The organism is Pectobacterium brasiliense, assembly GCF_013449685.1.
Lineage (GTDB): Bacteria > Pseudomonadota > Gammaproteobacteria > Enterobacterales > Enterobacteriaceae > Pectobacterium > Pectobacterium brasiliense_A.
Genome location: NZ_JACDSF010000039.1, coordinates 1 through 22,530 on the forward strand (window position 1 = coordinate 1; position 22,530 = coordinate 22,530).

Below are 22,530 nucleotides of genomic sequence, written 5' to 3' on the forward strand. Positions count from 1 at the left end.
GGTTCAAGATACAAGGGATGTATTTACAGCGTCTTTACGATCTATCCATTATCACCGCGCTACGCACTTTATCGACATCGTAACGCGGTGCATTCACACCGCGCAGATCGAACGTTATTGCGGGAACCACTTGTCGTTGATGGTTTTATAAGTGCCGTCCGCTTTGATGGCGTCCAACGCTTTATTCAGTTTCTCCAACAGCGCCTTGTCATCAGGACGAACGGCGATGCCCAGTCCGGTGCCGAAGTATTCTGCGTCAGTCACATGTTCGCCAACCGTTGCCAGTTCAGGGCTCGCCTTGATCCACTCGTTGACGACAGCGGTATCACCGAATACGCCATCAATACGGCCATTTTTCAGATCCAGAACCGCGTTCTGGTAGCTGTCATAAGAGACGGTTTGCACTTCCGGGTGCTTATCATGCATGTACTTCTGGTGCGTCGTGCCATTTTCCATACCAATGCGTTTGCCCTTCATCGCGGCAAAGTCGCTGAATTTCCCTTTTTGCGCGATAACCACGGCGGAGTTGGCATAGTAAGGCTGCGTGAACGCGACCTGCTTGCTGCGCTCTGGCGTGATGTCCATACCAGAAATCACGGCGTCATAGCGACGGAATTTCAGCGCAGGGATCAGGCTGTCAAACGCCTGATTGGTGAACGTACAGGTCGCCTGCATTTGCTTACACAACGCTTTCGCCAGATCCATATCGAAACCGACGATTTCGTTGCTGGCATCCAGTGACTCAAATGGCGGGTAGGTAGCTGATGATGCAAAACGGATGGTGTCTGCGGCGGTGGCGCTGAAGGTGATTCCTGCCAGTAACGTGGCGAGCACTAATTTTTTCATTACCTACTCCTGTCTGTTTTTCTTATATAACTGCGCGGAAGGGTTCCGACGTCATGGCGATTACCATGCCACTGATTGAATTTATATGCAATTAAAATGATTAATAAGTCGATTTATTGCATGTTTTTACGTCAGCAGGCCATAAAAAATTTCCGGGAGAAATTTTTAACGTTGCGTCAGCAATGGCCCGTAAGGGGGGCGGCCAGGGATGGCACGCCATAAAAAAGCAGGCTATCAAAGCCTGCTTTCTAAGTGGATACATGCAATAAGCATTAATTGCGGCGTTCGAATGCCAGCGAGCGCCGTTCAACCCAGCGCATCAGTAGTGTCAGTAACCCGTTGACGCACAGGTAGATAATCCCAGCGGCACCAAACACCATCACATCATACGTCCGGCCGTACATCAGTTGGCTGTAGCCCATCACTTCCATCAGCGTGATGGTGTAAGCCAGTGAGGTACTCTTAAACACCAGCACCACTTCATTTGAATAAGAAGACAGCGCACGTTTAAACGCAAATGGCAGCAAAATACGTAATGTCTGCTTCTGATCCATACCCAACGCGGCACAGGATTGCCACTGTCCGGCGGGAATCGCTTTTACCGCACCATAGAACAGTTGCGTAGTATAAGCCGCGCTATTTAGCGCCAGTGCCACCATCGCACACAGCCACGGTTGTGAAAGCAGATTCCATAGCCAGGGGATTTGCTGGATAGAGGTAAACTGTCCGGGCCCGTAGTAAATCAGGAAGATTTGCACCAGCAGCGGCGTACCGGTAAACAGCGTAATGTAGCCTTTCGCCAATAGCGAGATGACCGGCGTTTTGAGCGTCAGCACCACAGTCAGCAGCAGCGATAACACCAGCGCCACGACGATGGAGACCGCCGTTAAGGTCAGGCTAGTGTGCAGGCCTTTTACAAGCTCAGGTAAATAAGCGAGCATCAGGAAGGCCTCCGCTCAAAACGCGTGGTACGCAGTTCAATGCGTTTCATCACGTACTGACTTAACAACGTAATAATCAAATAGATCGCCGCCGCGACAACGTACCAGGTGAATGGCTCCTGCGTCCGTGTCGCAATACTTTTGGTTTGCAGCATCAAATCGTTCACGCTGATCAGCGACACCAGCGCGGTATCTTTCAGCAATACCAGCCACTGATTGCCTAATCCCGGTAGGGCGTGACGCCACATCTGCGGCATGATCAGACGGAAAAAGATCGCGGCTTTACTGAGTCCCAGCGCCTGACCCGATTCCCATTGCCCTTGCGGGACAGCTTTCAGCGCACCGCGCAGCGTTTGGGATGCGTAGGCGGCATACAGCAGCGCCAGCGCAATCACGCCGCACAGGAAGGGGCTGATTTCAAACATGCCGATATCCAGTTTTACCGGAATCTGCACGATAAAGAGATTCAGGGTAAATCCGTCTGCCAGCATCATCAGCAACTGAGAAGAGCCGAAATAGATGAACAGCACGACCAGAATTTCTGGCAGGCCGCGCAGCAGCGTCACGACAGCGGTTCCCGTCCAGCTAACGGCTTTCCAGCGGACAGTTTCCCAAACGGCAAACAGCATCGCCAGCACGAGGCCGAGCACCAGTGCACAAACGGCAAGGCCGACGGTCATCCCGGCGGCGCTTGCAAGAGGTTGAAATTCAATCATTGAGCGTCAGATTACTGCTGGAACCATTTTTTGTAGATGGTCTCGTAAGTGCCATCCTGCTTGATTTTGTTGAGCGCAGTGTCGAACTTTTTCAGCAGCTCATCGTTGTTCTGGCGCACGGCGATGCCCAGACCGATACCGAAATAACCTTTATCCGTCACTTTCTGACCCACGGTTGCCAGCGCATCGTTCTGCTTCAGCCATTCGTTAACCACAGCGGTGTCACCGAACACGGCATCCAGACGACCATTTTTCAGATCCAGCACGGCATTCTGGTAGCTGTCGTATGGCACGGTTTTGATATCGCTATGCTTTTCCATCAGGTATTTCTGGTGGGTGGTGCCATTCTGTACGCCAACGCGTTTGCCCGTCAGCGCGGCGATATCGGCCACTTTCCCTTTCTGAGCAATAAACTGAGCGGAGTTGTCATAGTAAGGCTGGGTGAATGACACCTGCTGCTGACGCTCAGGAGTAATGTCCATTCCCGCGATGACGGCTTCAAAACGACGGAATTTCAGGCCGGGGATCAGGCTGTCGAAAGCCTGATTGCTGAACGTGCAGGTTGCCTGCATTTCTTTACACAGTGCATTGGCCAGATCGATATCAAAACCTTGAATCTGGTTATTGGCATCAACAAATTCGAACGGAGGGTAGGAGGCTTCGGTTGCGAAACGGATGGTATCTGCGGCGTTAGCAGAGGCGGCACCCACGGCGAATAAGGCTGCAACAATCAATTTTTTCATTATCATTTTCCTGATAGTAATCAATGTGACAAGTAACCAGCGAATTCAGGCGTCTGCGGCTGGGTAAAGTGCGTCGCATCCCCTTGTTCAACGATGCGGCCATTTTCCATATACACCACACGGCTGGCCGTTTTACGGGCAAATTCAACTTCGTGGGTCACAATCACCTGCGTAATGCCAGTTTCTGCCAATTCACGGATGATGTTGACGACCTGAGCGGTAATTTCTGGATCCAACGCAGCAGTCGGTTCATCAAACAGGAGAACCTGAGGCTCCATCATCAGTGCACGGGCAATTGCGACACGCTGTTGCTGTCCGCCAGAAAGATGAAGAGGGAAGCGATCGGCAAAGTCATTGAGGCGCAGGCGCGTCAGCAGTTTATCTGCCCGTGCTTTCGCTTCTTCCTTACTCAGCCCCAGCACGCGGCAAGGGGCTTCGATCAGGTTCTGTACTACGGTCAGATGCGGCCACAAATTATATTGCTGGAACACCATCCCGACATTCTGACGCAATTCACGGATCGCGCTGTCGGATGGCGTGCGCTGAAAATCAAACTGATTACCGGCGATGGAAAGCTTGCCAGAACGTGGCATTTCCAACAGATTAAGAACGCGTATCAGAGAGCTCTTTCCCGCACCGCTGGGACCAAGAAGTACCAACGTTTCACCCACAGGACAATCGAGGGTGATATCAAATAGCGCCTGGTATGTGCCGTAGAAACAGTTAATGCCGTTTAGTTGAATACTCATGCGTAAGAATTGAATAGACATTGATGCGGCGAATGTTAACGTCGGCAGAATAGTTATGCAATCACCGTGGGTTAAAATTTGCCAATAAGCGATTTGTTGGTTAAATAATAGCACAAAATAGTGACTTACGGCTGAGCACGTGCTTTCTCATCGCGAGGCCAGCAGAGCCGCGCCCTATATAGCCAATAGCAGTGAAAGGAGACGACATGCAATTATCCACTACGCCGAATCTGGAAGGCTTCACCATTACTGAATATTGTGGCGTCGTGACCGGCGAAGCCATTCTGGGCGCGAACATCTTCCGTGACTTTTTTGCCAGTATCCGCGATGTCGTCGGCGGCCGTTCCGGTGCCTATGAGAAAGAGCTGCGTAAGGCGCGGCAGATTGCGTTCAAAGAGTTACAGGAGCAAGCCGAAGATTTAGGAGCGAATGCCGTGGTAGGCATCGATCTTGACTATGAAACCGTTGGGAAGGACGGCAGCATGCTGATGGTGACCGTTAGCGGCACCGCAGTAAAGGTTCGCCGCTAGTGGCTTATATTCGTCATACTTCAAGCTGCCAGAGACGGTGTGAAAAAGCGATGGAACAACGATGTTGAAATGGATGATCTGCATAGTGCTGGGGCTGTTGGCAGGTTGCCAGTCAGCCTCTTCGTTGAAAGAACAGAATAATTATGTGCTGGAGACCGCATTGCAGTCGCGGGCTCAGGAGTCTCGCATCCGCTTTTTAGTGATTCATTATACGGCGGAAGACTTTGCCACCTCGCTGAATATTCTGACGGATGATCACGTCAGCGCGCATTATCTGGTTCCAGCACACCCACCTTTGCAGCACGGTAAGCCACTTGCTTGGCAACTGGTGCCGGAATCTCAGGCTGCCTGGCATGCGGGAGTCAGTAGCTGGCGTGGATTTAGTCGGCTGAATAATTCGTCGATTGGCATTGAGATCGAAAACGCGGGCTATCAGCGGACGCTAACCGGCTATACGTGGGAACCGTTTACCGCTTCGCAGATTCAGCTCGTGACCGCGATCGCCCGCGATATCGTTGATCGCTATCAGATTGCGCCGCAGAACGTGGTGGCGCACAGCGATATCGCCCCACAGCGCAAACAAGACCCTGGGCCGCTCTTCCCCTGGAAAGCGCTTGCGCAAGCGGGAGTGGGTGCCTGGCCGGATGCGCAGCGGGTAGCGTTCTATTTGAATGGACGTTTGCCGTTGCAACCAGTGGATGACGCGGTTCTGCTGGAAAAGCTGGGGCGTTATGGCTACTCGGTGCAGGACACGATGACTGCGCGTGAGAAGCGGCAGGTGATTGCCGCTTTCCAGATGCATTTCCGTCCTGAGAACTATCAAGGCCAGCCCGATGCGCAGAGTGAAGCGCTTGTCGACGCGCTGCTGGAGAAATACGGCGGCCGCTAAACCGTTTCCTTTTCTGCCATTTTCGCAATACGCGCCGCCATACCACGGAAGATAAACAGATGTGCAGGCATCATCAGGAACCAGTAGACCAGCCCGTTGAACCCAGAAGGATGCCAGCGGGCGCGGACGTCCACGGTTCGGTGAGTGCCTTTGTCCGTGATAGTAAAGTTGAGTTTCCCCAGCCCCGGTGCTTTCATGCCGAATAGCAGCACCAACTGACGCTGTGGCTTGATCGAGATAACCTTCCAGCCGTCAATCTTGTCGCCCACTTCCAGCGTCGGGCGCTCGGGGCGTCCATAAGTCACGCCGTTACCACAGAGATCGTCCAGCCGGGCGCGGATGTTCCACAGTGTATTGGCGTAAAAATAGCCTTCCTTCCCGCCGACTTGCTGGATGACCTGCCAGAGCGCCTGACTGGACGCGGGCGTCTCCATCGTATGGCCCGCCTGTTTAGGGTAAAAGCCATAATTCGGCTTCCAGCGCGCGCGAACCTCGGAGTCATCGCCCCAGTCCGCCTGCTGTACGCTCTCCATTTCGCTTTGCAGCGTGAGGCGGACAGCGTCATCAAAGCTCATCAGCGTTTGTGGGATTAATGCCTGCAATTCGCGGCCATCGGCCTGCAAGTCGTGTTTTAGCCCCTGAATTAGGGCGCGGGCGATGGAGGGAGGAACCGAGGTCACCAGATGCAAGAACCAGACAGACACCAGATGCGTCGGCATGGGAACGGGAATCAGCAACCGGCGCTTGCCGCTGATCTGAATGAAACGCTCGAACATGGTCTGGTAGCTGATGTATTCGGGGCCTGCGGCATCCATGATGCGGTTTTCTGTCGCAGGGTGCTGTGCGATGCCGATCAGATACACCAGCAGGTTTTCCAGCGCAATAGGGGACGATTTAGATCGCACCCAGCGCGGCGGTGTCAGTATCGGCAGGTTATAGACCATATCACGCATGATTTCGAACGCCGCCGAACCGGTACCGATAATAATGCCTGCACGCAGCTCTGTGACGGGAATACCGCTGCTGCGTAAAATATCTCCCGTAATCTGGCGTGCCTGCATGTGCGGTGAGGTATCGTTTTTTGCCTGAAGCGACCCCAGATAAATAATCTGTTTTACGTTGCTGGAAGTCAGTGCCAGCAGCAGGTTCATGGCGGTCATCCGTTCTCTTGCGACGAAGTCCGCGCCGTCGCCCATGCTGTGTACCAGATAATAGAGTGTTTCCGCGCCCCACAGGCCATCAGGCAGGCTTTCTGGCTTAGCGAGATCAACCTGTTGACAGTCGACGCCCGGCCAATGCCGTGACGCGAGGGATTCGATATTCCGACCGGCAGCGATGACTCGGTTGCCTTGTTTGCTCAAGCGCTCGGTTAAATGGCGGCCAATGTAGCCAGTTGCGCCCAGAATCAGGATCGGGGCTGAGGGGGATGTCATGTGCCAGTGGCTCCACAGCAAAATATAACCATGGCTTACTATAATCTGGAAAAGGCAAATGGGGAAAAGATGAATGGGGAAAGGGCAAAAGCGATGAAAACTATGGCGTTAATACTCGCCTGAAACCCAGCGTCATTGAACATGACCTACCTGCCCGATAGCCGAGGCTAACGGGCAGAAGGGGGTAAAACGCGGGCGTATCAGGCCAGAACGGTGTCGCCTTGCAACTGGCAACTACAGGCCAAAACATAGCCCTGTTCGATCTCGGCTGGTGTTAGCGTCATGGTACTGCTGGTGGTGTAATTACCGGATAGCACGCGGGTTTTACAGCTCCCGCAAACACCGGCGCGGCAGGCGGCGACAACCGGTACCTTATTGGCTTCCAGTGCGGCCAGCAGACTGATGCCTACCGGAACGCGCAGGTTTTTCAGCGGACGGCTGATGGTTAGCGTGAGCTGATCGGCATCTTCATCCAGCACGTCATTTGCCGGGCGGAACTGTTCTTTGAAGATGCGGTTTGAGGCAACGCCAAGCTGCTGACTCAGGGTTTCAATCTGGTTCATGTACGGTGCTGGGCCGCAGGTCATCACGGTGCGGCTGGCGATATCCGGTACGTGTTCGACCAGCAGGTCGCCGCTGATGCGTCCTGAGAGGAAACTGGGCGCAGCGTCAAACTCTGCCATTAGCGTTAGATGCAACTGCTGCGGATAGCGCTGTACCAGATCCTGCCATTCTTTGGCGAAGATCACCTGCAGCGGATTGCGCACATTGAAAATAACGTGGATATCGGTTTGCGGTTTGTTTGCCAGCAGCCAACGGCACATCGACATAATCGGCGTGACGCCACAGCCTGCCGCCGCCATCAGGTAGCGATCGCTGACCGCGTTGGCGCAGGTAAACTCACCCTGTGCATCGGACAGCCACAGATAATCACCGACTTTCAGCGCTTGGGTCAGCCAGCGGGAACCGACACCGTCGTCCAGTCTTCTTACCGTCAAGGTAATAAAACGGCTGAGGCCTGGTGAAGAAGAAATCGTATAAGCCCGTAGCGTCTCCGCGCTGTTGGCAATGCTGACTAACGCATACTGACCCGGCTGATACGGATAAAAATCATGATTAACCAGTGAAATCGTCCAGACATCAGGCGTTTCCTGAGTAATCGAATGTACCTGCATGCGGTTAGAACACAGCGGTGTCGGCCCAATCTGTAGTGCGGGCATGGTCATAATCAATCTCCATAACAAACGGGTACGGTGAAGCGTGTAAAAATGGCGGCCCATAAGACAGTGGGCTTAGCGTGAGGCATCAATGCCTCACGCTGCATGACGAGGAACGCTCTCCTCCGTCCGCATTGATTCATCAAGCGGCCAGAATGGTGTTCATATCCTGTTCAACGGTGGTAATCGCTCGCATACCGAATTTGTCGTTCAGAATGGCAAGCAGGTTGTCCGTCAGGAAGCCCGGTGCCGTTGGCCCGGTGTAGATATTCTTCACGCCGAGGGACAGCAGGGTTAGCAGGATGACAATCGCTTTCTGTTCAAACCAGGACAGCACCAGACTCAGCGGCAGATCGTTCACGCCACAGCCCAGTTTCTCCGCCAGCTTAACGGCCAGAATAATGGCCGCGTAGGCGTCATTACATTGACCGACATCCAGCAGACGCGGCAGGCCTTCCAGCGTACCGAAGTCCAGTTTGTTGAAACGGTATTTACCGCAGGCCAGCGTCATGATCAGGCAGTCTTGTGGAACGTTCAGCGTAAAGTCCGTGAAGTAACTACGTTCTTCACGGCTACCGTCACATCCGCCAACCAGGAAGACGTGGCGCAGTTTTTTCTGTGCAACCAGATCGATGACGGTATCCGCAGCGCTCAACAGCGTTTCACGACCAAATCCGACGGTGATCATGTGCTCGATTTCGCTGTATGGGAAACCAGCCAGACCCTGTGCCTGTTCGATAACCGGGCTGAAATCGTCGCCTTCTAGGTGGTTCACGCCCGGCCAGCCTACGATGCTACGCGTCCAGATGCGGTCGCCGTAGTTGCCCACGTTTGGATCGATAATACAGTTGGAGGTCATGACGATTGCGCCAGGGAATTTGGCAAACTCAGTCTGCTGGTTCTGCCAGCCGCTGCCGTAGTTACCCGCCAGATGCTTGAATTTTTTCAACTCTGGGTAACCGTGTGCAGGCAGCATTTCGCCGTGGGTATAAATATTTACGCCGGTGCCTTCGGTTTGCTCCAGCAGCATGCGCAGATCTTTCAGGTCATGACCAGAAATCAGAATCGCTTTACCCGCAATTGGGCGGACGTTAACGGAGGTCGGCTGTGGATGGCCGTAAGCATGGGTCTCGCCATGGTCAAGGATCGCCATAACGTTGAAGTTCATTTTACCGATGCCCATTGCGTTGTTCAGCAGGGTGTCAACATCGGATGGCTGTGTGCCCAGCCATGCCATGAAAGCATGATATTCGGCATAGATCGCGTTGTCATACTGACCGAGAACGTGGGCGTGCTCCATATAAGCTGCCGCACCTTTCAGGCCGTAAAGGTTGAGCATGCGCAAGCCGTGAACGTCGTCACCCACGCTGGCTTTATCGCTGTCCAGCGCAAAATCTGCTGCCTGTTGCAGTAAGGTCGGAATATCGTTACCTGCCAGTTGCAGGGCTGCCATTGGGTGATCGACGGTTACGGTGGCATCGTGCAGACGGCAGCGAACAGCCAATGACTCGCGCAGTGTAATGGCTTCCTGTGCGTAGCCAATAATGCGCTGAGAATCGAAGTTAACGTTGGTCAACGTAGAGAAGAAGGCGCGTGGCGCAAAGCTGTCGACATCGTGATCGATGATATCCAACTCACGGGCTTTCAGCGCCCAGGCAGAAAGCCCTTGCAGCACAGCGACCAGCAGGTCTTGCAGGTCGGAGGTTTCTGCGGTTTTGCCGCACATGCCCTGCGCGTAAGAGCAGCCGTTTCCAACAGGGGTACGAATCGTTTGTTCACATTGCACACAAAACATAATGACTTCCTTTTTTTAAGTTGCATTTTAAATGCTTGTTTAAAGCATAGTGTTAGCCGAGGCAGGTAAAAAGGCTTTTTTACTGCAACTTTAGGTAAATTTGATTTAGCGCAAGTTTGGTGATGGGCAATGAAAATCACTCTCAATCACAGCCCATAAACGAGGGGGAAAACGGTGTTCAGTGTGCGCTTATGAAGAAAATAACGCCATCAATATGGGAGCCGCGAGGCTTAATAAGAAATCGTGTACGATGGTGCTAGACGTTAAGACGGCAGAAACATAAACCGTGTGTCGACAACACCGTCATTAACAATATTGTCATTAACAAACATCGTGGGATTCATCGGCTACACTTGGCGGGAAGAAAAACGATAATCTATTAAAATTAAACAAATTATCGGAGTGAGTAAAGTGCTGTCTGGCAGGATATTCTATGCATTGAGCATTTTTTCAGCAGAAACTCGCAGGCAGCAGCTACAGGAGAGAACGATGCATCTGGAAAGTATTGAAATCCTTGGGTTTCGGGGAATCAATCGTCTGTCGCTGACGCTGGACGAGAACAACGTACTGATTGGTGAGAACGCCTGGGGGAAATCAAGCCTGCTGGATGCGCTCTCGCTGCTGCTGGCACCGACGTTGCCGCTTTACCATTTTGATATGCAGGATTTTCACTTCACGCCGGGAGATGAAAATAGTCGGGAAAAGCATCTTCAGGTTATTTTCACGTTTTGCGAGACGGCACCTGGCCATCATTTATCCCCTCGCTACCGTTCGCTGAGCCCCGTGTGGGTGGAGAGCGAAGCATCGCTATACCGCGTTTTTTATCGGTTAGAAGGTGAGGTCGACGAAAGCCAGTCGGTCTTCACCTGGCGTAGCTTTCTGGACGCTGACGGGCACCCGATACCACTGGATGATATTGATGAACTGGCCAGAGAAATTATCCGCCTGCATCCGGTGCTGCGGCTGCGTGATGCGCGTTTTATGCGGCGTTTGCGTTCTGGGACGCTGGCTGCGACGTTAGATAACGGCAATGAAAAGTTGGCTCAGCAGTTCGAGCAACTGATGCGTGAGCTGGTGCAAAATCCGCAGAAGCTGACGGATAAAGAGCTGCGTCAGGGTCTGGTGGCGATGCGGCAACTGCTGGAGCACTATTTTTCCGAGCAGAACGCCACGGGTAATGACCGGCGCCATCATCGGCATGCGCGAACACATAATGGTAAATCGTGGCGATCGCTGGATAACATCAATCGCCTGATTGCCGACCCCAATAGCCGCAGTCGCCGGATTATCCTGCTGGAATTATTTTCTACGCTGTTACAGGCGAAAGGGTCGGTGCCCTTGGATCCCCATGCGCGTCCGCTCTTGCTGATTGAAGACCCGGAAACCCGGCTGCACCCGATTATGCTATCCGTCGCCTGGGGGCTTTTGGTGCAGTTACCACTCCAAAAGGTCACCACAACGAATTCAGGCGAACTGCTGTCGCTGGTGCCGATGGAGCAGGTGTGCCGCCTGGTGCGGGAATCCTCACGGGTGGCGACATACCGGATTGGTCGTCAGGGTATGAGTGCGGAAGATAGCCGACGCATTGCGTTTCATATTCGTATGAATCGACCTGCGTCACTCTTTGCCCGCTGCTGGCTGCTGGTGGAAGGGGAAACCGAAGTGTGGATGCTGAATGAACTGGCGCGCCAATGTGGGCATCATTTTGAGGCGGAAGGGGTGAAAGTGATTGAATTTGCTCAGTCTGGGCTCCGACCATTGCTGAGGTTCGCACGTCGTATGGGGATTGAATGGCATGTGCTGGTCGATGGCGACGATGCGGGGAAAAAATATGCCGCGACGGCGAAAAGCATGTTAACCGTACAGGATGAGAGCGAGCGCGATCATTTGACCGTCTTGCCCGCATCGGACATGGAACACTACATGTATCGTGAGGGATTCAGCCACGTTTATCACCGCATCGCGCAGTTGCCGGAAAAAGTGCCACTCTCGATGCATAAAATCATCATCAAGGCTATCCACCGGTCATCCAAGCCCGATCTGGCGATTGAAGTCGCGATGGAAGCCGCAGCGATGGGCAGCGAGGCAATCCCACCGCTTATTCGCAGCATGTTTTCCCGCGTGCTGTGGCTGGCCCGCGGGCGGGCGGATTAGGGGATACAAATAAAAAAATGCCGTTCGATATAACGAACGGCATTTGTCGCATTATAGTCATTTTACGGTTTAGCGTAGCGTGTTCTGAGTAGACATGTAGGGTGTAGCAGGGGTCAGGATGCGGCCTCGGCGACTTGCGGGACGATCAGACAGGCATGATTGCCTTTCGGCCCTTGATGAACATCAAACCTGACAACCTGTCCGGCTTTCAGAGTCCGGTAGCCATCCATTTGAATAGTTGAGTAGTGCGCGAAGATATCGTCACCGCCCCCTTCTGGACAGATAAAACCAAACCCTTTGGCATTATTGAACCATTTAACAGTACCTGTCTCCATGCATTGACATCCTTCGCAAGAGTATTCTTTTCAGTAAGGTGTGGTTATTTGGTTACTACGAATACGAATTGATTAAAACCCCATCAATTCATCCGTACACTTTAGTGAAATCGATCCCGGCGTCAAGCGATCCACCGCATGGTGAGGAGGGCAGTGTGTCAAAGTTTGATGCAGATAACGCTATTGATGAACCCACGATCGCGTTGTGTCACCAAGATATCGATTACAGGCCTTGAATTTTGCTTTCCGGGAACCATTTAATCCCTCAGGTGGTAAAATAAAAAGCAGACGTGCTACTGTAAATGTAGAGATACCCGTCATCTTTCAAGTCGCAGGCGCTTACTTCCTGCTTCTCGGATCTATTAGGAATAAACAGACCAATGTCGTGAGTTGCGATATTCGTTACATGATGTGGATAGAGAATGGGAAACAACAGTACGTGGTCACAATCTGAGAACCTGACCGCCGATAAACAGAAAGAAAAATTGCAGCCGCCTTCCATGTATAACGTGGTGTTGAATAACGATGATTACACCCCGATGGAATTTGTTATTGACGTTCTGCAAAAGTTCTTTTCTTATGATATTGAACGTGCCACACAGCTTATGTTAACCGTGCATTACCAGGGTAAAGCGATTTGTGGCGTATTCAGCGCTGAAGTGGCTGAGACCAAGGTCGTACAAGTTAATCGTTATGCCAGAGAAAATGAGCACCCGTTGCTCTGTACGCTGGAAAAAGCCTGAAGTCAGGCGATTTATTGGGAGAGGTGCCTATGCTCAATCAAGAACTGGAACTCAGTCTCAACATGGCTTTCGCCAGAGCGCGTGAGCACCGACACGAGTTTATGACCGTGGAACATCTGCTGTTGGCTCTGCTCAGTAACCCAGCCGCCCGTGAAGCATTGGAAGCCTGCACGGTAGATTTAGCCGCGCTGCGTCAGGAACTGGAAGCGTTCATTGAGCAAACCACACCAACATTACCGCAGAGTGACGACGAGCGCGAAACTCAGCCCACGCTTAGCTTCCAACGCGTACTCCAGCGTGCCGTCTTCCACGTGCAGTCCTCTGGCCGTAGCGAAGTGTCCGGCGCCAACGTCTTGGTCGCCATTTTTAGCGAACAGGAATCTCAGGCTGCCTACCTGCTGCGCAAGCATGATGTCAGTCGTCTGGATGTGGTGAACTTTATTTCCCACGGCACGCGCAAAGAAGAATCCGATCAGGCGCCGAACCCTGAAAGTCCCGTCAATGAAGAACAGGCAGGAGGGGAAGATCGTATGGAAAACTTCACCACCAATCTGAATCAACTGGCTCGCGTTGGCGGTATCGATCCGCTCATTGGCCGGGATAAGGAACTGGAGCGTACGATTCAGGTATTGTGCCGTCGCCGTAAAAATAACCCGCTGCTGGTCGGCGAATCTGGTGTCGGTAAAACGGCGATTGCTGAAGGACTTGCCTGGCGTATTGTGCAGGGCGATGTACCGGAAGTGATGGCGGAGTGCACGCTGTACTCGCTGGACATCGGCGCGCTGCTGGCTGGCACCAAATACCGCGGTGACTTTGAAAAACGTTTCAAGGCGCTGCTGAAACAGTTGGAACAGGATAAAAACAGCATTCTGTTCATTGATGAAATCCACACGATTATCGGCGCGGGTGCAGCGTCCGGCGGTCAGGTTGATGCGGCTAATCTGATTAAACCGCTGCTTTCCAGCGGCAAGATTCGCGTTATCGGCTCGACCACCTATCAGGAGTTCAGCAATATCTTTGAAAAGGATCGGGCGCTGGCGCGTCGTTTCCAGAAAATCGATATCACTGAACCTAGCGTAGAAGAAACCGTACAAATCATTAATGGCCTGAAGCCGAAATATGAGGCTCACCATGATGTTCGCTATACGTCAAAAGCGGTTCGCGCAGCGGTAGAACTGGCCGTGAAATATATCAATGACCGTCATTTACCAGATAAAGCCATCGATGTGATCGATGAGGCGGGTGCACGCAGTCGTCTGATGCCTGTCAGCAAGCGCAAGAAAACGGTCAACGTGAGTGACATCGAATCGGTTGTCGCTCGTATTGCTCGTATTCCAGAAAAAACCGTCTCTGCTAGCGATCGTGATGTGCTGAAAAACCTCAGCGATCGCCTGAAAATGCTGGTGTTTGGGCAGGACAAGGCAATCGAAGCGTTGTCTGAGTCGATCAAGATGAGTCGTGCAGGGTTGGGGCAGGAGCGTAAACCGGTTGGTTCCTTCCTGTTTGCCGGTCCTACCGGCGTCGGTAAGACGGAAGTGACGTTACAGCTGGCCAAAGCGCTGGATATCGAACTGCTGCGCTTTGATATGTCTGAATACATGGAGCGCCATACTGTTAGCCGTTTGATTGGTGCGCCTCCGGGTTATGTGGGCTACGATCAGGGCGGCCTGCTGACGGATGCGGTGATCAAGCATCCTCATGCGGTGCTGCTGTTGGATGAAATCGAAAAAGCGCATCCGGACGTCTTTAACCTGCTGTTGCAGGTGATGGATAACGGTACGCTGACGGACAACAACGGTCGTAAAGCGGATTTCCGCAATGTCATTGTCGTCATGACCACCAACGCAGGCGTGCGGGAAACACAGCGTAAATCCATCGGTATCATCCATCAGGACAACAGCACGGATGCGATGGAGGAGATTAAGAAGGTGTTTACGCCTGAGTTCCGCAACCGTCTGGATGGCATTATCTGGTTCAACCATCTGTCGACTGACGTCATTCAGCAGGTTGTCGATAAGTTTATCGTAGAGCTTCAGGCGCAGTTGGATGCGAAAGGCGTATCGCTGGAAGTGAGCGATGAAGCGCGCGACTGGCTGGCAGAGAAAGGCTACGACAAGGCGATGGGTGCCCGACCAATGGCACGCCTGATGCAGGAAAGCCTGAAGAAGCCGCTGGCCAACGAGCTGCTGTTTGGTTCGCTGGTGGACGGTGGCTCTGTTACGGTGGAACTGGATAAAGAGACGCAACAACTGACGTACGGCTTCCAGAGCGCACAGAAACGAAAAGCAGAAAGCGTTAATTAATCAATATCGTGTGTTATCTAAGAGGGATGCTGAGGCATCCCTTTTTACGTTATTGGCCCGTATTGAATAGTCTATCTCCCCAAAACTGTTTAAAAAAACAAAAGCCCTTGCCATGAAGGGAAGGGCTGGAGAGGGAGACACATCCTCATATATCGCTGTGATTAGCGATGAGCGAACCGGTTAGCGGCTGCGGAAGACAATGCGGCCTTTACTCAGGTCGTACGGGGTTAATTCTACAGTGACTTTGTCACCCGTCAGGATGCGGATATAGTTTTTACGCATTTTACCGGAGATATGAGCGGTAACCACGTGCCCGTTTTCCAATTCAACGCGGAACATGGTGTTGGGCAGCGTATCAAGCACGGTGCCTTGCATTTCAATATTGTCTTCTTTGGCCATCGAATCCTCTAGGTCTAACTACCTTTATTTTTTAACCGCAAGATAATGCCGAAAAACCGACATTATGTAAAGAAGCGTTCACGTTTGGGGCGTTATTTGCCCGATTTCTCTGTCAAATTGCGGGTTCGGCGAGCGGTTGTGGTCGCCAACAGCTGTCATCGACGGTGAGATCCTGCCACTGCGAAAGTTGTTGCAGAAAGCGATCGCGGGGTATTTCACTCACGCCCAGAGAAGCCGTATGGGCGTTTAACACCTGACAATCGATCAGTTCACCACCGTGACGAATAAAATGCTGTTGAAATGCCAGCAGCGCGTATTTTGACGCATTATCCATACGGCTGAACATCGACTCGCCACAAAATAATCGTCCTTGCTTAATACCATATAGCCCACCAACCAGTGCGCCATTCTGCCACACTTCGACAGAATGTGCTTCTCCTGCCTGATGAAGCTGGCGATAAGCCGAGATAATGTCCGGCGTAATCCAGGTGCCATCATGGTGCTCATGGGCGCAGGCGTGAATAACATCATCAAAGGCCTGATTCAGCGTGGCATGAAACGTATGGCGCTTCAGAAATTTTTTCATGCTGCGGCTGATATGCAAGTCGCCAGGAAACAGGACCGCGCGCGGGTTTGGAGACCACCATAAGATCGGCTCACCGGGAGAGAACCAGGGGAAAATGCCCTGTCGGTAAGCGGCTTTTAGGCGGGCAACGGAGAGGTCGCCGCCAACGGCCAGCAGGCCGTTGGGGTCATCTAGCGCATGATTCGGATCAGGGAACTGAAGCGATTGAAGCGAAAGTTGGTATAGACGCATGTTTTTCAAACGTTATGTTTCAACTGAGTTTTCCCTAAACGTGTTGGCGGAACTGCCAATAACGACCTTGTTGTGCCATTAAGTCCTGATGGCTCCCCTGTTCGATCACTTTGCCATCGTCCAGAATACAGATGCGATCCATCGATTCTAAACCATATAGCCGGTGAGTGATGACGATCAGCGTTTTATCGGCACAGTGCCGACGGAGCAGTTGCAGAATACGCTTTTCAGTTTCTGCATCCAACCCTTCAGTCGGTTCATCCAAGAGAACAAGCGGTGCGTCGTGCAATAAGGCACGTGCCAACGCGATACGGCGCTGCTCGCCACCGGACAGTTGTCTACCGCCTTCTCCTAGCCAGGCATTCAGCCCTTCGTTTTCTAGCAGTTTTTCTAACCCAACCTGCTGTAAGACCTCAGCCAGTTTTTCATCCCGTGCGGCTGGTGCGGCTAGCAGCAGGTTATCACGCAGCGTTGCGCTGAAAATATGCACGCGTTGCGGCACCACGCTCATCATGGCGCGGAGATCGTCTTCCCGCCAATCGGCAAGGGGATATCCATTCAGCGTAATTTCTCCGTATTCACAATTCCATGCCCGAGTCAGCAATTGCAATAGCGTCGATTTCCCGCATCCGGTACGCCCCAGCAGCGCCAGATGCTCGCCCGGTTGAATAGAAAGCGTAATATTCTGCAACACGGGCTGTGGCTGGCCGGGATACGTGAAACCGACATGTGAGACATCAAGTGACGCCTCGCGTGAGGTTTCTGGCCCATGCTCAGGGAACGTGACGTCAACGGGCTGGCGAATGATTTGATCGACTCGAGCGGCGGAGGCAATCACTTGCCCCATATGCTGGAAGGCCACCGTGACGGGAGCCAGTGCTTCAAAAGCAGCAAGTGAGGCGAACACGAATAGTGCAATCAACGCACCGGGCTGTGGATTACCGCCAACCCCATCCGCTGCCAGCCACAGAATCAGGGTAACGGTCAGCCCGCTGCATAAAATCATCACTGCCTGAGACAGACCGGTAAGGTTGGCCTGCTGACGTTGTCGGCGTAGCCAGTTAATTTCCACTAGAGCCAACTGTTGACGGACGCGACTGAGTGCGCCAAAGACGGTGAGTTCTGCCTGACCTTGCAGCCAGGTCGTTAACTGAAGGCGGTATTGTGCGCGCAGCGCGGTCAAATCCTGTCCGATGCCGTTTCCCGCCCGATAAAAGACAATAGGCAGGCACAGCAGCAGTACCAGCATGATGGTACCCAGCGTCAGAGCCAGTGAGGCATCAATGAAACTCAGGCCATAGCAAACGATAAGAATAACGGCAAAAGCGCTGACGATGGGTGAAATCACGCGGAGATAGAGGTGGTCGAGCGTATCGACGTCCGCTACGAGCCGGTTTAGCAGTTCAGCCTGACGAAATTGTGCCAGTCCCCCCGGAGAGAGCGGCAGAATGCGAGAAAAGGTGAAAACACGTAAGCGCAACAAAACGCGGAAGGTGGCATCGTGGCTGACGACTCTTTCCCCGTAACGTCCGGCCGTACGTGCAATCGCTGCGCCCCGCACGCCAGCGGCGGGCAGCATATAGTTAAAGGTGAGCAGCCCGACGATCCCTGCCAGCGCAGCACCCGCCAAGAACCAGCCGGATAGCGCGAGTAGACCAATGCTGGCCAGCAGCGTTGCAATGGCCAATACCACGCCCAGACTCAAATACCAGAAGTGCTGACGATAAAGCGCGAGAAACGGTTTTAATACCTGCATCGTTTTCATCTGAGCCATTACAGCGCCTCCTGTCGTTGTGCCAGCAGTGTCGCGAAGGGACCTGCTTCGGCTCGGAGTGTTTGATAGTCACCCTGTTGAACTAACCGACCGCCGTCCATGACCCAGATCGTGTCATACTCGGCGATCTCGGTGAGCTGATGTGTGACCAGCAACGTGGTCTGTGAACATGCCGCGTCGTTCAGCGCCGTCATAACCAACTCCTCACTATGGGCATCCAGGCTGGCTGACGGTTCATCCAACAGCAGTAAGTTGCAAGGATGAATGAGCGCACGGGCAACGGCGATGCGCTGTGCCTGTCCGACGGAGAGGCGCGCTGCACCGTCACCTATGGTCGTTTCCAGCCCCTGTAGGAGCTGCGGTAAAAATTCCTGTACATACGCGTGTTCAATCGCATATTGCAATTCCAAAGGACTGGCCTGCGGATTACCTAGCAGAATATTGCTGCGTAGCGTCTGTTCCGGCAAGTGGGGATTTTGTCCGACCCAGCTTAACTGTTTACGCCATGATTCAGGCGTCAGCGTGTTCAATGCCTGACCGTTGACGGTGAGTGAACCGCGATAGGGTAGGAATCCCAGCAGTACATTAAGCAGTGAGCTTTTCCCGGCTCCGCTGAGGCCGACCAGCGCGATACGTTCACCTGCGCGAATATCGAACGTCAACGGTTGGGTCAGCGGTGTGCCATTCGGCGCGAGGACAACCAGATCTTCCGCTCGGATAGCAATGGCGGTATTGCTGCTGAATTCGTGTGTGCCAACGCCGATGGTTTCGCCTTCCTCTGACAAAAAAGTCACCAGTGATTCTGCTGCCCCGATAGCCTGAGCCTTGGCATGATAGAAGGTGCCCAAATCGCGTAAAGGCTGAAAGAATTCCGGTGCTAGAATCAATACGAGAAAGCCTGCGAAGAGCGTCACACCCATGCCGTAATGACCAAAATCCAGCTCTCCGAGATAAGAGAAACCGAAATAAACGGCGACAACGGCAATCGAAATGGAAGCGAAAAACTCCAGTACGCCCGAGGAGAGAAACGCCATGCGTAGCACTTCCATCGTGCGACTACGGAAATCTTCGGAAGCATGACGAATTTGTTCGGTTTCAGCTTTACCACGATGGAACAGACGTAGCGTTTCCATCCCACGTAGGCGATCGAGGAAGTGTCCGCTCAGGCGTGCCAGCGCCAGAAAGTTACGTCGGTTGGCATCCGCCGCGCCCATGCCAACCAGCGCCATAAAAAGCGGGATGAGCGGGGCAGTGAGAAACAAAATCAGGCCAGCAGCCCAGTTTAGCGGGAAGATCGTGATTAAGATAAGCAGTGGGATCAGCGCCGCAAGATACATCTGCGGCAGGTAGCGGGCGTAATAATCCTGCATATCATCAACTTGCTCAAGAATCATCGTTGCCCAACTGCCGGCGGGTTTGCCCTGTACCCAGGCAGGGCCAAGCTGTTGCAATCGATCCAGTACCTGCTTACGAATTTGCTGTCGAACGGCTTGTCCGCAAAGAAAACCAACACGTTCACGTAACACACTGTTGAGCGCGCGCAGAATAAAGGTGGCAATCAGCAGCAGGAAAGGGGAGAGCAACGATTCGCGAGTCGCATGCTCAATGATCAAGGCATGAAGTAGCGTCGCTAACAGCCAGGCTTGCGCCACGATTAACGCACCGCTCAGGAACCCAAGCAGGAGTGAAATTCGTAGCCAACGTTGCGCCAGCTTACTCTGTTGTTTCAGCCAGGCGGTCAGTTCTTGCTGTCTGGTTTTTTTCATCAGGCACCAGTTCGTTATATTGCAGAAATGGACTTAACAGAAAATAACTCTCATGTAACTGTTAGTTAACAAAATTATCTTCTATCACGCAGAATGACGCCATGTTACCGCGACAGGGACGCGCTGCAAACGAAAAGGAGAGGGGAAATGGGTGAGGCGATCAATTTTGTGTTGCGGAAGGCAAACCAGAGATAAAGAAAACGGAACGGCTGTTGCCGCTCCGTTATCAGCAGCGAATTACTTGTTGACTGTCAGCCCGTCAAGGTAGCGTTCAGCATCCAGTGCCGCCATACAGCCGGTACCCGCGGAGGTAATGGCCTGACGGTAGATGTGATCCATGACGTCACCTGCGGCAAAGACGCCAGGAATGCTGGTCTGTGTCGCGTTGCCGTGAATACCGGACTGCACTTTGATATAACCGTTTTCCAGTTCCAACTGACCGCCGAATACTGCGGTATTCGGACTATGGCCGATAGCGATAAACACGCCAGCCAGCTCCAGTTCTTCTGCGGCATCGCTCTGCGTATCGCGGATACGGACACCGGTTACACCCATGTCATCGCCCAGCACTTCGTCCAGCGTACGGTTGGTATGCAGGATGATGTTGCCGTTTTTAACTTTGTCCATCAGGCGGTCGATCAGAATTTTCTCTGAACGGAACGTCTCGCGACGGTGGATCAAATGCACTTCCGCAGCGATGTTAGACAAATATAAGGCTTCTTCTACTGCTGTATTCCCGCCGCCAACGACGGCGACTTTCTGGTTACGGTAGAAGAACCCGTCACAGGTTGCGCAGGCAGAAACCCCTTTGCCTTTAAACGCATCTTCAGACGGCAGGCCGAGATAACGAGCCGATGCCCCGGTGGCAATGATCAGCGCGTCACAGGTGTACTCGGCGCTATCGCCGAATAAACGGAAGGGACGGTTCTGTAAATCAACACGTTCAATATGATCGAAGATCACTTCGGTATTGAATTTGGTCGCGTGTGCATGCATACGCTCCATCAACAGCGGGCCAGTTAAATCATCGGCATCACCCGGCCAATTTTCTACTTCGGTCGTGGTCGTCAACTGACCGCCTTTTTCCATACCCGTGATTAATACTGGCTGTAAATTCGCCCGTGCAGCATAAACAGCGGCAGTGTAGCCAGCCGGGCCTGAACCCAGAATCAATAACTTGTGATGTTTAACAGTACCCATGCTTTCCTCATTTCATGACGGCGGATCATGTTCATATAACGGTTTCTACAACAAACCCGCTTCCTTACTACGAACAGTCTCTACCACGGACAATGCGAATGATTGTAAGGAAATTACAAGAGTAAAAAAAGTATGCAGAAAAGTTGCTGGCTATTTGTTTAATCGTTAATGACGATGAAGATGACAAATCGCTGAAAAATCAGCCACATTAATAAGTAAAATGATTGAAGTCACCTCGGATAATGGCTCTGGCTTATCCAATCTGGCAGTTTCTTCTGATTTTCGTTGTTTTACTTTGACAATCGGCTGTGCATTTGCGAAAACATCTAGGTAAGAGGAAATTTTTTGTATGTGAACAGTTAAAAGCTCGGCTTTTTATTCGTTTTTGCGCAGGTAGTAGGCCTTTGGGCCACGGATATGACGTGATGGTCTTTTCGCGGGTGAGCAATACGTGGAGCGAGAACGAGAAGTTAATGACTGTTGATATACAAAATAGGCAGCGTGTCTTCTTTAGGGGTAGCTCTGATACATGAGGTCTATCGGAGTAAAGCGGGTGCAGGGAAAAGTGAAGAGAGACAATAATAATGGTAGACACTAAAAAACGGCCAGGCAAAGATCTCGATCGTATTGATCGTAACATCCTGAACGAATTGCAAAAAGATGGACGTATTTCCAATGTCGAGCTTTCCAAACGTGTTGGGCTGTCACCAACGCCTTGTCTGGAACGTGTACGTCGTCTGGAAAGACAGGGCTTCATTAACGGCTACACAGCGCTGCTAAACCCACATTATCTGGATGCATCACTGCTGGTTTTTGTTGAAATAACGCTAAACCGCGGCGCGCCTGATGTATTTGAACAGTTCAATGCTGCGGTGCAAAAACTGGAAGAAATTCAGGAATGTCATCTGGTTTCTGGTGATTTTGACTACCTGTTGAAAACGCGTGTGCCAGACATGTCCGCTTACCGTAAGCTCCTGGGTGAAACGCTGCTGCGTTTGCCGGGCGTAAACGACACCCGTACCTACGTGGTGATGGAAGAAGTGAAGCAAAGCAACCGTCTGGTTATTAAGACGCGATAAACGTGTGGGTGCAAAACCCGATAAATTCAGCTACACTCCTGTGAATTTATACAGTTCCAGCGCCGGGTTTTCTCGGCGCTTTGTCATAAACCTTACAGGCC

At 52.4% G+C, this 22,530-nt stretch carries 20 protein-coding genes; 6 read left to right on the top strand and 14 right to left on the bottom strand.

Annotated elements, in window-relative coordinates; translation table 11 throughout:
• Positions 1–114: 114 nt before the first annotated feature.
• From artJ (H0248_RS15220) to artP, 5 genes are all read right to left on the bottom strand, one after another.
• Positions 115–846, bottom strand: coding sequence for an arginine ABC transporter substrate-binding protein (gene artJ / locus H0248_RS15220; RefSeq protein ID WP_180786542.1), 732 nt, complete (start codon positions 844–846; stop codon positions 115–117).
• Between the two features lie 272 nt (positions 847–1,118).
• The gene (gene artM, locus H0248_RS15225) at positions 1,119–1,787 is read right to left on the bottom strand and encodes an arginine ABC transporter permease ArtM (protein WP_010277266.1); all 669 of its coding nucleotides are present in this window, start codon (positions 1,785–1,787) and stop codon (positions 1,119–1,121) included.
• Positions 1,787–2,503 carry an arginine ABC transporter permease ArtQ gene (gene artQ / locus H0248_RS15230; protein ID WP_180786543.1) on the bottom strand — a complete coding sequence of 239 codons (717 nt, stop codon included), beginning with the start codon at positions 2,501–2,503 and terminating at the stop codon, positions 1,787–1,789. Before artQ ends, artM begins: the two co-directional genes overlap by 1 nt.
• An 11-nt stretch (positions 2,504–2,514) precedes the next feature.
• Positions 2,515–3,246, bottom strand: coding sequence for an arginine ABC transporter substrate-binding protein (artJ, locus tag H0248_RS15235; protein ID WP_039472655.1), 732 nt, complete (start codon positions 3,244–3,246; stop codon positions 2,515–2,517).
• A gap of 20 nt (positions 3,247–3,266) precedes the next feature.
• Positions 3,267–3,995 carry an arginine ABC transporter ATP-binding protein ArtP gene (gene artP, locus H0248_RS15240; RefSeq protein ID WP_308415666.1) on the bottom strand — a complete coding sequence of 243 codons (729 nt, stop codon included), beginning with the start codon at positions 3,993–3,995 and terminating at the stop codon, positions 3,267–3,269.
• A gap of 206 nt (positions 3,996–4,201) precedes the next feature.
• Here artP and H0248_RS15245 point away from each other — a divergent pair, with 206 nt between their 5' ends.
• Both H0248_RS15245 and H0248_RS15250 read left to right on the top strand, forming a co-directional pair.
• A complete protein-coding gene (locus H0248_RS15245) occupies positions 4,202–4,525 on the top strand; it encodes a heavy metal-binding domain-containing protein (protein WP_014915058.1) in 324 nt (107 codons plus the stop codon).
• 61 nt (positions 4,526–4,586) lie between these two features.
• Positions 4,587–5,414: an N-acetylmuramoyl-L-alanine amidase gene (locus H0248_RS15250; RefSeq protein WP_180786545.1), complete on the top strand. Its 828-nt coding sequence runs from the start codon at positions 4,587–4,589 to the stop codon at positions 5,412–5,414.
• Here H0248_RS15250 and H0248_RS15255 read toward each other — a convergent pair.
• The 3 genes from H0248_RS15255 to hcp form a co-directional block, all read right to left on the bottom strand.
• Complete coding sequence (locus H0248_RS15255) at positions 5,411–6,847, bottom strand: DUF2867 domain-containing protein (protein ID WP_180786546.1); 1,437 nt, start codon at positions 6,845–6,847, stop codon at positions 5,411–5,413. The two genes, H0248_RS15250 and H0248_RS15255, sit on opposite strands and share 4 nt — an antisense overlap.
• 200 nt (positions 6,848–7,047) lie before the next feature.
• A complete protein-coding gene (hcr, locus tag H0248_RS15260) occupies positions 7,048–8,073 on the bottom strand; it encodes an NADH oxidoreductase (RefSeq protein ID WP_180786547.1) in 1,026 nt (341 codons plus the stop codon).
• A 133-nt stretch (positions 8,074–8,206) separates the two neighbouring features.
• Positions 8,207–9,859, bottom strand: coding sequence for a hydroxylamine reductase (hcp, locus tag H0248_RS15265; RefSeq protein ID WP_039287019.1), 1,653 nt, complete (start codon positions 9,857–9,859; stop codon positions 8,207–8,209).
• Positions 9,860–10,348: 489 nt separating this feature from the next.
• On the opposite strand from hcp, the gene H0248_RS15270 reads away from it, so the two are divergent.
• Positions 10,349–12,013 carry an ATP-dependent endonuclease gene (locus tag H0248_RS15270; RefSeq protein ID WP_180786548.1) on the top strand — a complete coding sequence of 555 codons (1,665 nt, stop codon included), beginning with the start codon at positions 10,349–10,351 and terminating at the stop codon, positions 12,011–12,013.
• Between the two features lie 113 nt (positions 12,014–12,126).
• Here the strand turns inward: H0248_RS15270 and cspD are convergent, their stop codons facing one another.
• On the bottom strand, positions 12,127–12,348 hold the full coding sequence (cspD, locus tag H0248_RS15275; RefSeq protein WP_010277240.1) for a cold shock-like protein CspD: 222 nt from the start codon (positions 12,346–12,348) through the stop codon (positions 12,127–12,129).
• 422 nt (positions 12,349–12,770) lie between these two features.
• Between cspD and clpS the strand changes: the two genes are divergently transcribed.
• The gene (gene clpS, locus H0248_RS15280; protein ID WP_005967385.1) at positions 12,771–13,091 is read left to right on the top strand and encodes an ATP-dependent Clp protease adapter ClpS; all 321 of its coding nucleotides are present in this window, start codon (positions 12,771–12,773) and stop codon (positions 13,089–13,091) included.
• Positions 13,092–13,120: 29 nt separating this feature from the next.
• Positions 13,121–15,394 (top strand): ATP-dependent Clp protease ATP-binding subunit ClpA, encoded by a 2,274-nt coding sequence (gene clpA / locus H0248_RS15285; protein ID WP_180786549.1) that lies wholly within the window; start codon positions 13,121–13,123, stop codon positions 15,392–15,394.
• 180 nt (positions 15,395–15,574) lie between these two features.
• Here clpA and infA read toward each other — a convergent pair whose 3' ends face one another.
• The 5 genes from infA to trxB all read right to left on the bottom strand — a co-directional run bounded on the left by infA (position 15,575) and on the right by trxB (position 21,350).
• Positions 15,575–15,793: a translation initiation factor IF-1 gene (gene infA, locus H0248_RS15290; protein ID WP_002211347.1), complete on the bottom strand. Its 219-nt coding sequence runs from the start codon at positions 15,791–15,793 to the stop codon at positions 15,575–15,577.
• A gap of 112 nt (positions 15,794–15,905) precedes the next feature.
• Positions 15,906–16,610, bottom strand: a complete 705-nt coding sequence (gene aat / locus H0248_RS15295) for a leucyl/phenylalanyl-tRNA--protein transferase (protein ID WP_180786550.1) — start codon at positions 16,608–16,610, stop codon at positions 15,906–15,908.
• 34 nt (positions 16,611–16,644) lie between these two features.
• A complete protein-coding gene (gene cydC, locus H0248_RS15300) occupies positions 16,645–18,384 on the bottom strand; it encodes a heme ABC transporter ATP-binding protein/permease CydC (RefSeq protein ID WP_180786551.1) in 1,740 nt (579 codons plus the stop codon).
• A complete protein-coding gene (gene cydD / locus H0248_RS15305; RefSeq protein WP_180786552.1) occupies positions 18,384–20,150 on the bottom strand; it encodes a heme ABC transporter permease/ATP-binding protein CydD in 1,767 nt (588 codons plus the stop codon). Before cydD ends, cydC begins: the two co-directional genes overlap by 1 nt.
• A 237-nt stretch (positions 20,151–20,387) precedes the next feature.
• Complete coding sequence (trxB, locus tag H0248_RS15310; protein WP_010277214.1) at positions 20,388–21,350, bottom strand: thioredoxin-disulfide reductase; 963 nt, start codon at positions 21,348–21,350, stop codon at positions 20,388–20,390.
• Positions 21,351–21,934: 584 nt separating this feature from the next.
• Here trxB and lrp point away from each other — a divergent pair.
• Positions 21,935–22,429, top strand: a complete 495-nt coding sequence (lrp, locus tag H0248_RS15315) for a leucine-responsive transcriptional regulator Lrp (protein ID WP_010277211.1) — start codon at positions 21,935–21,937, stop codon at positions 22,427–22,429.
• Positions 22,430–22,530: the final 101 nt, after the last annotated feature.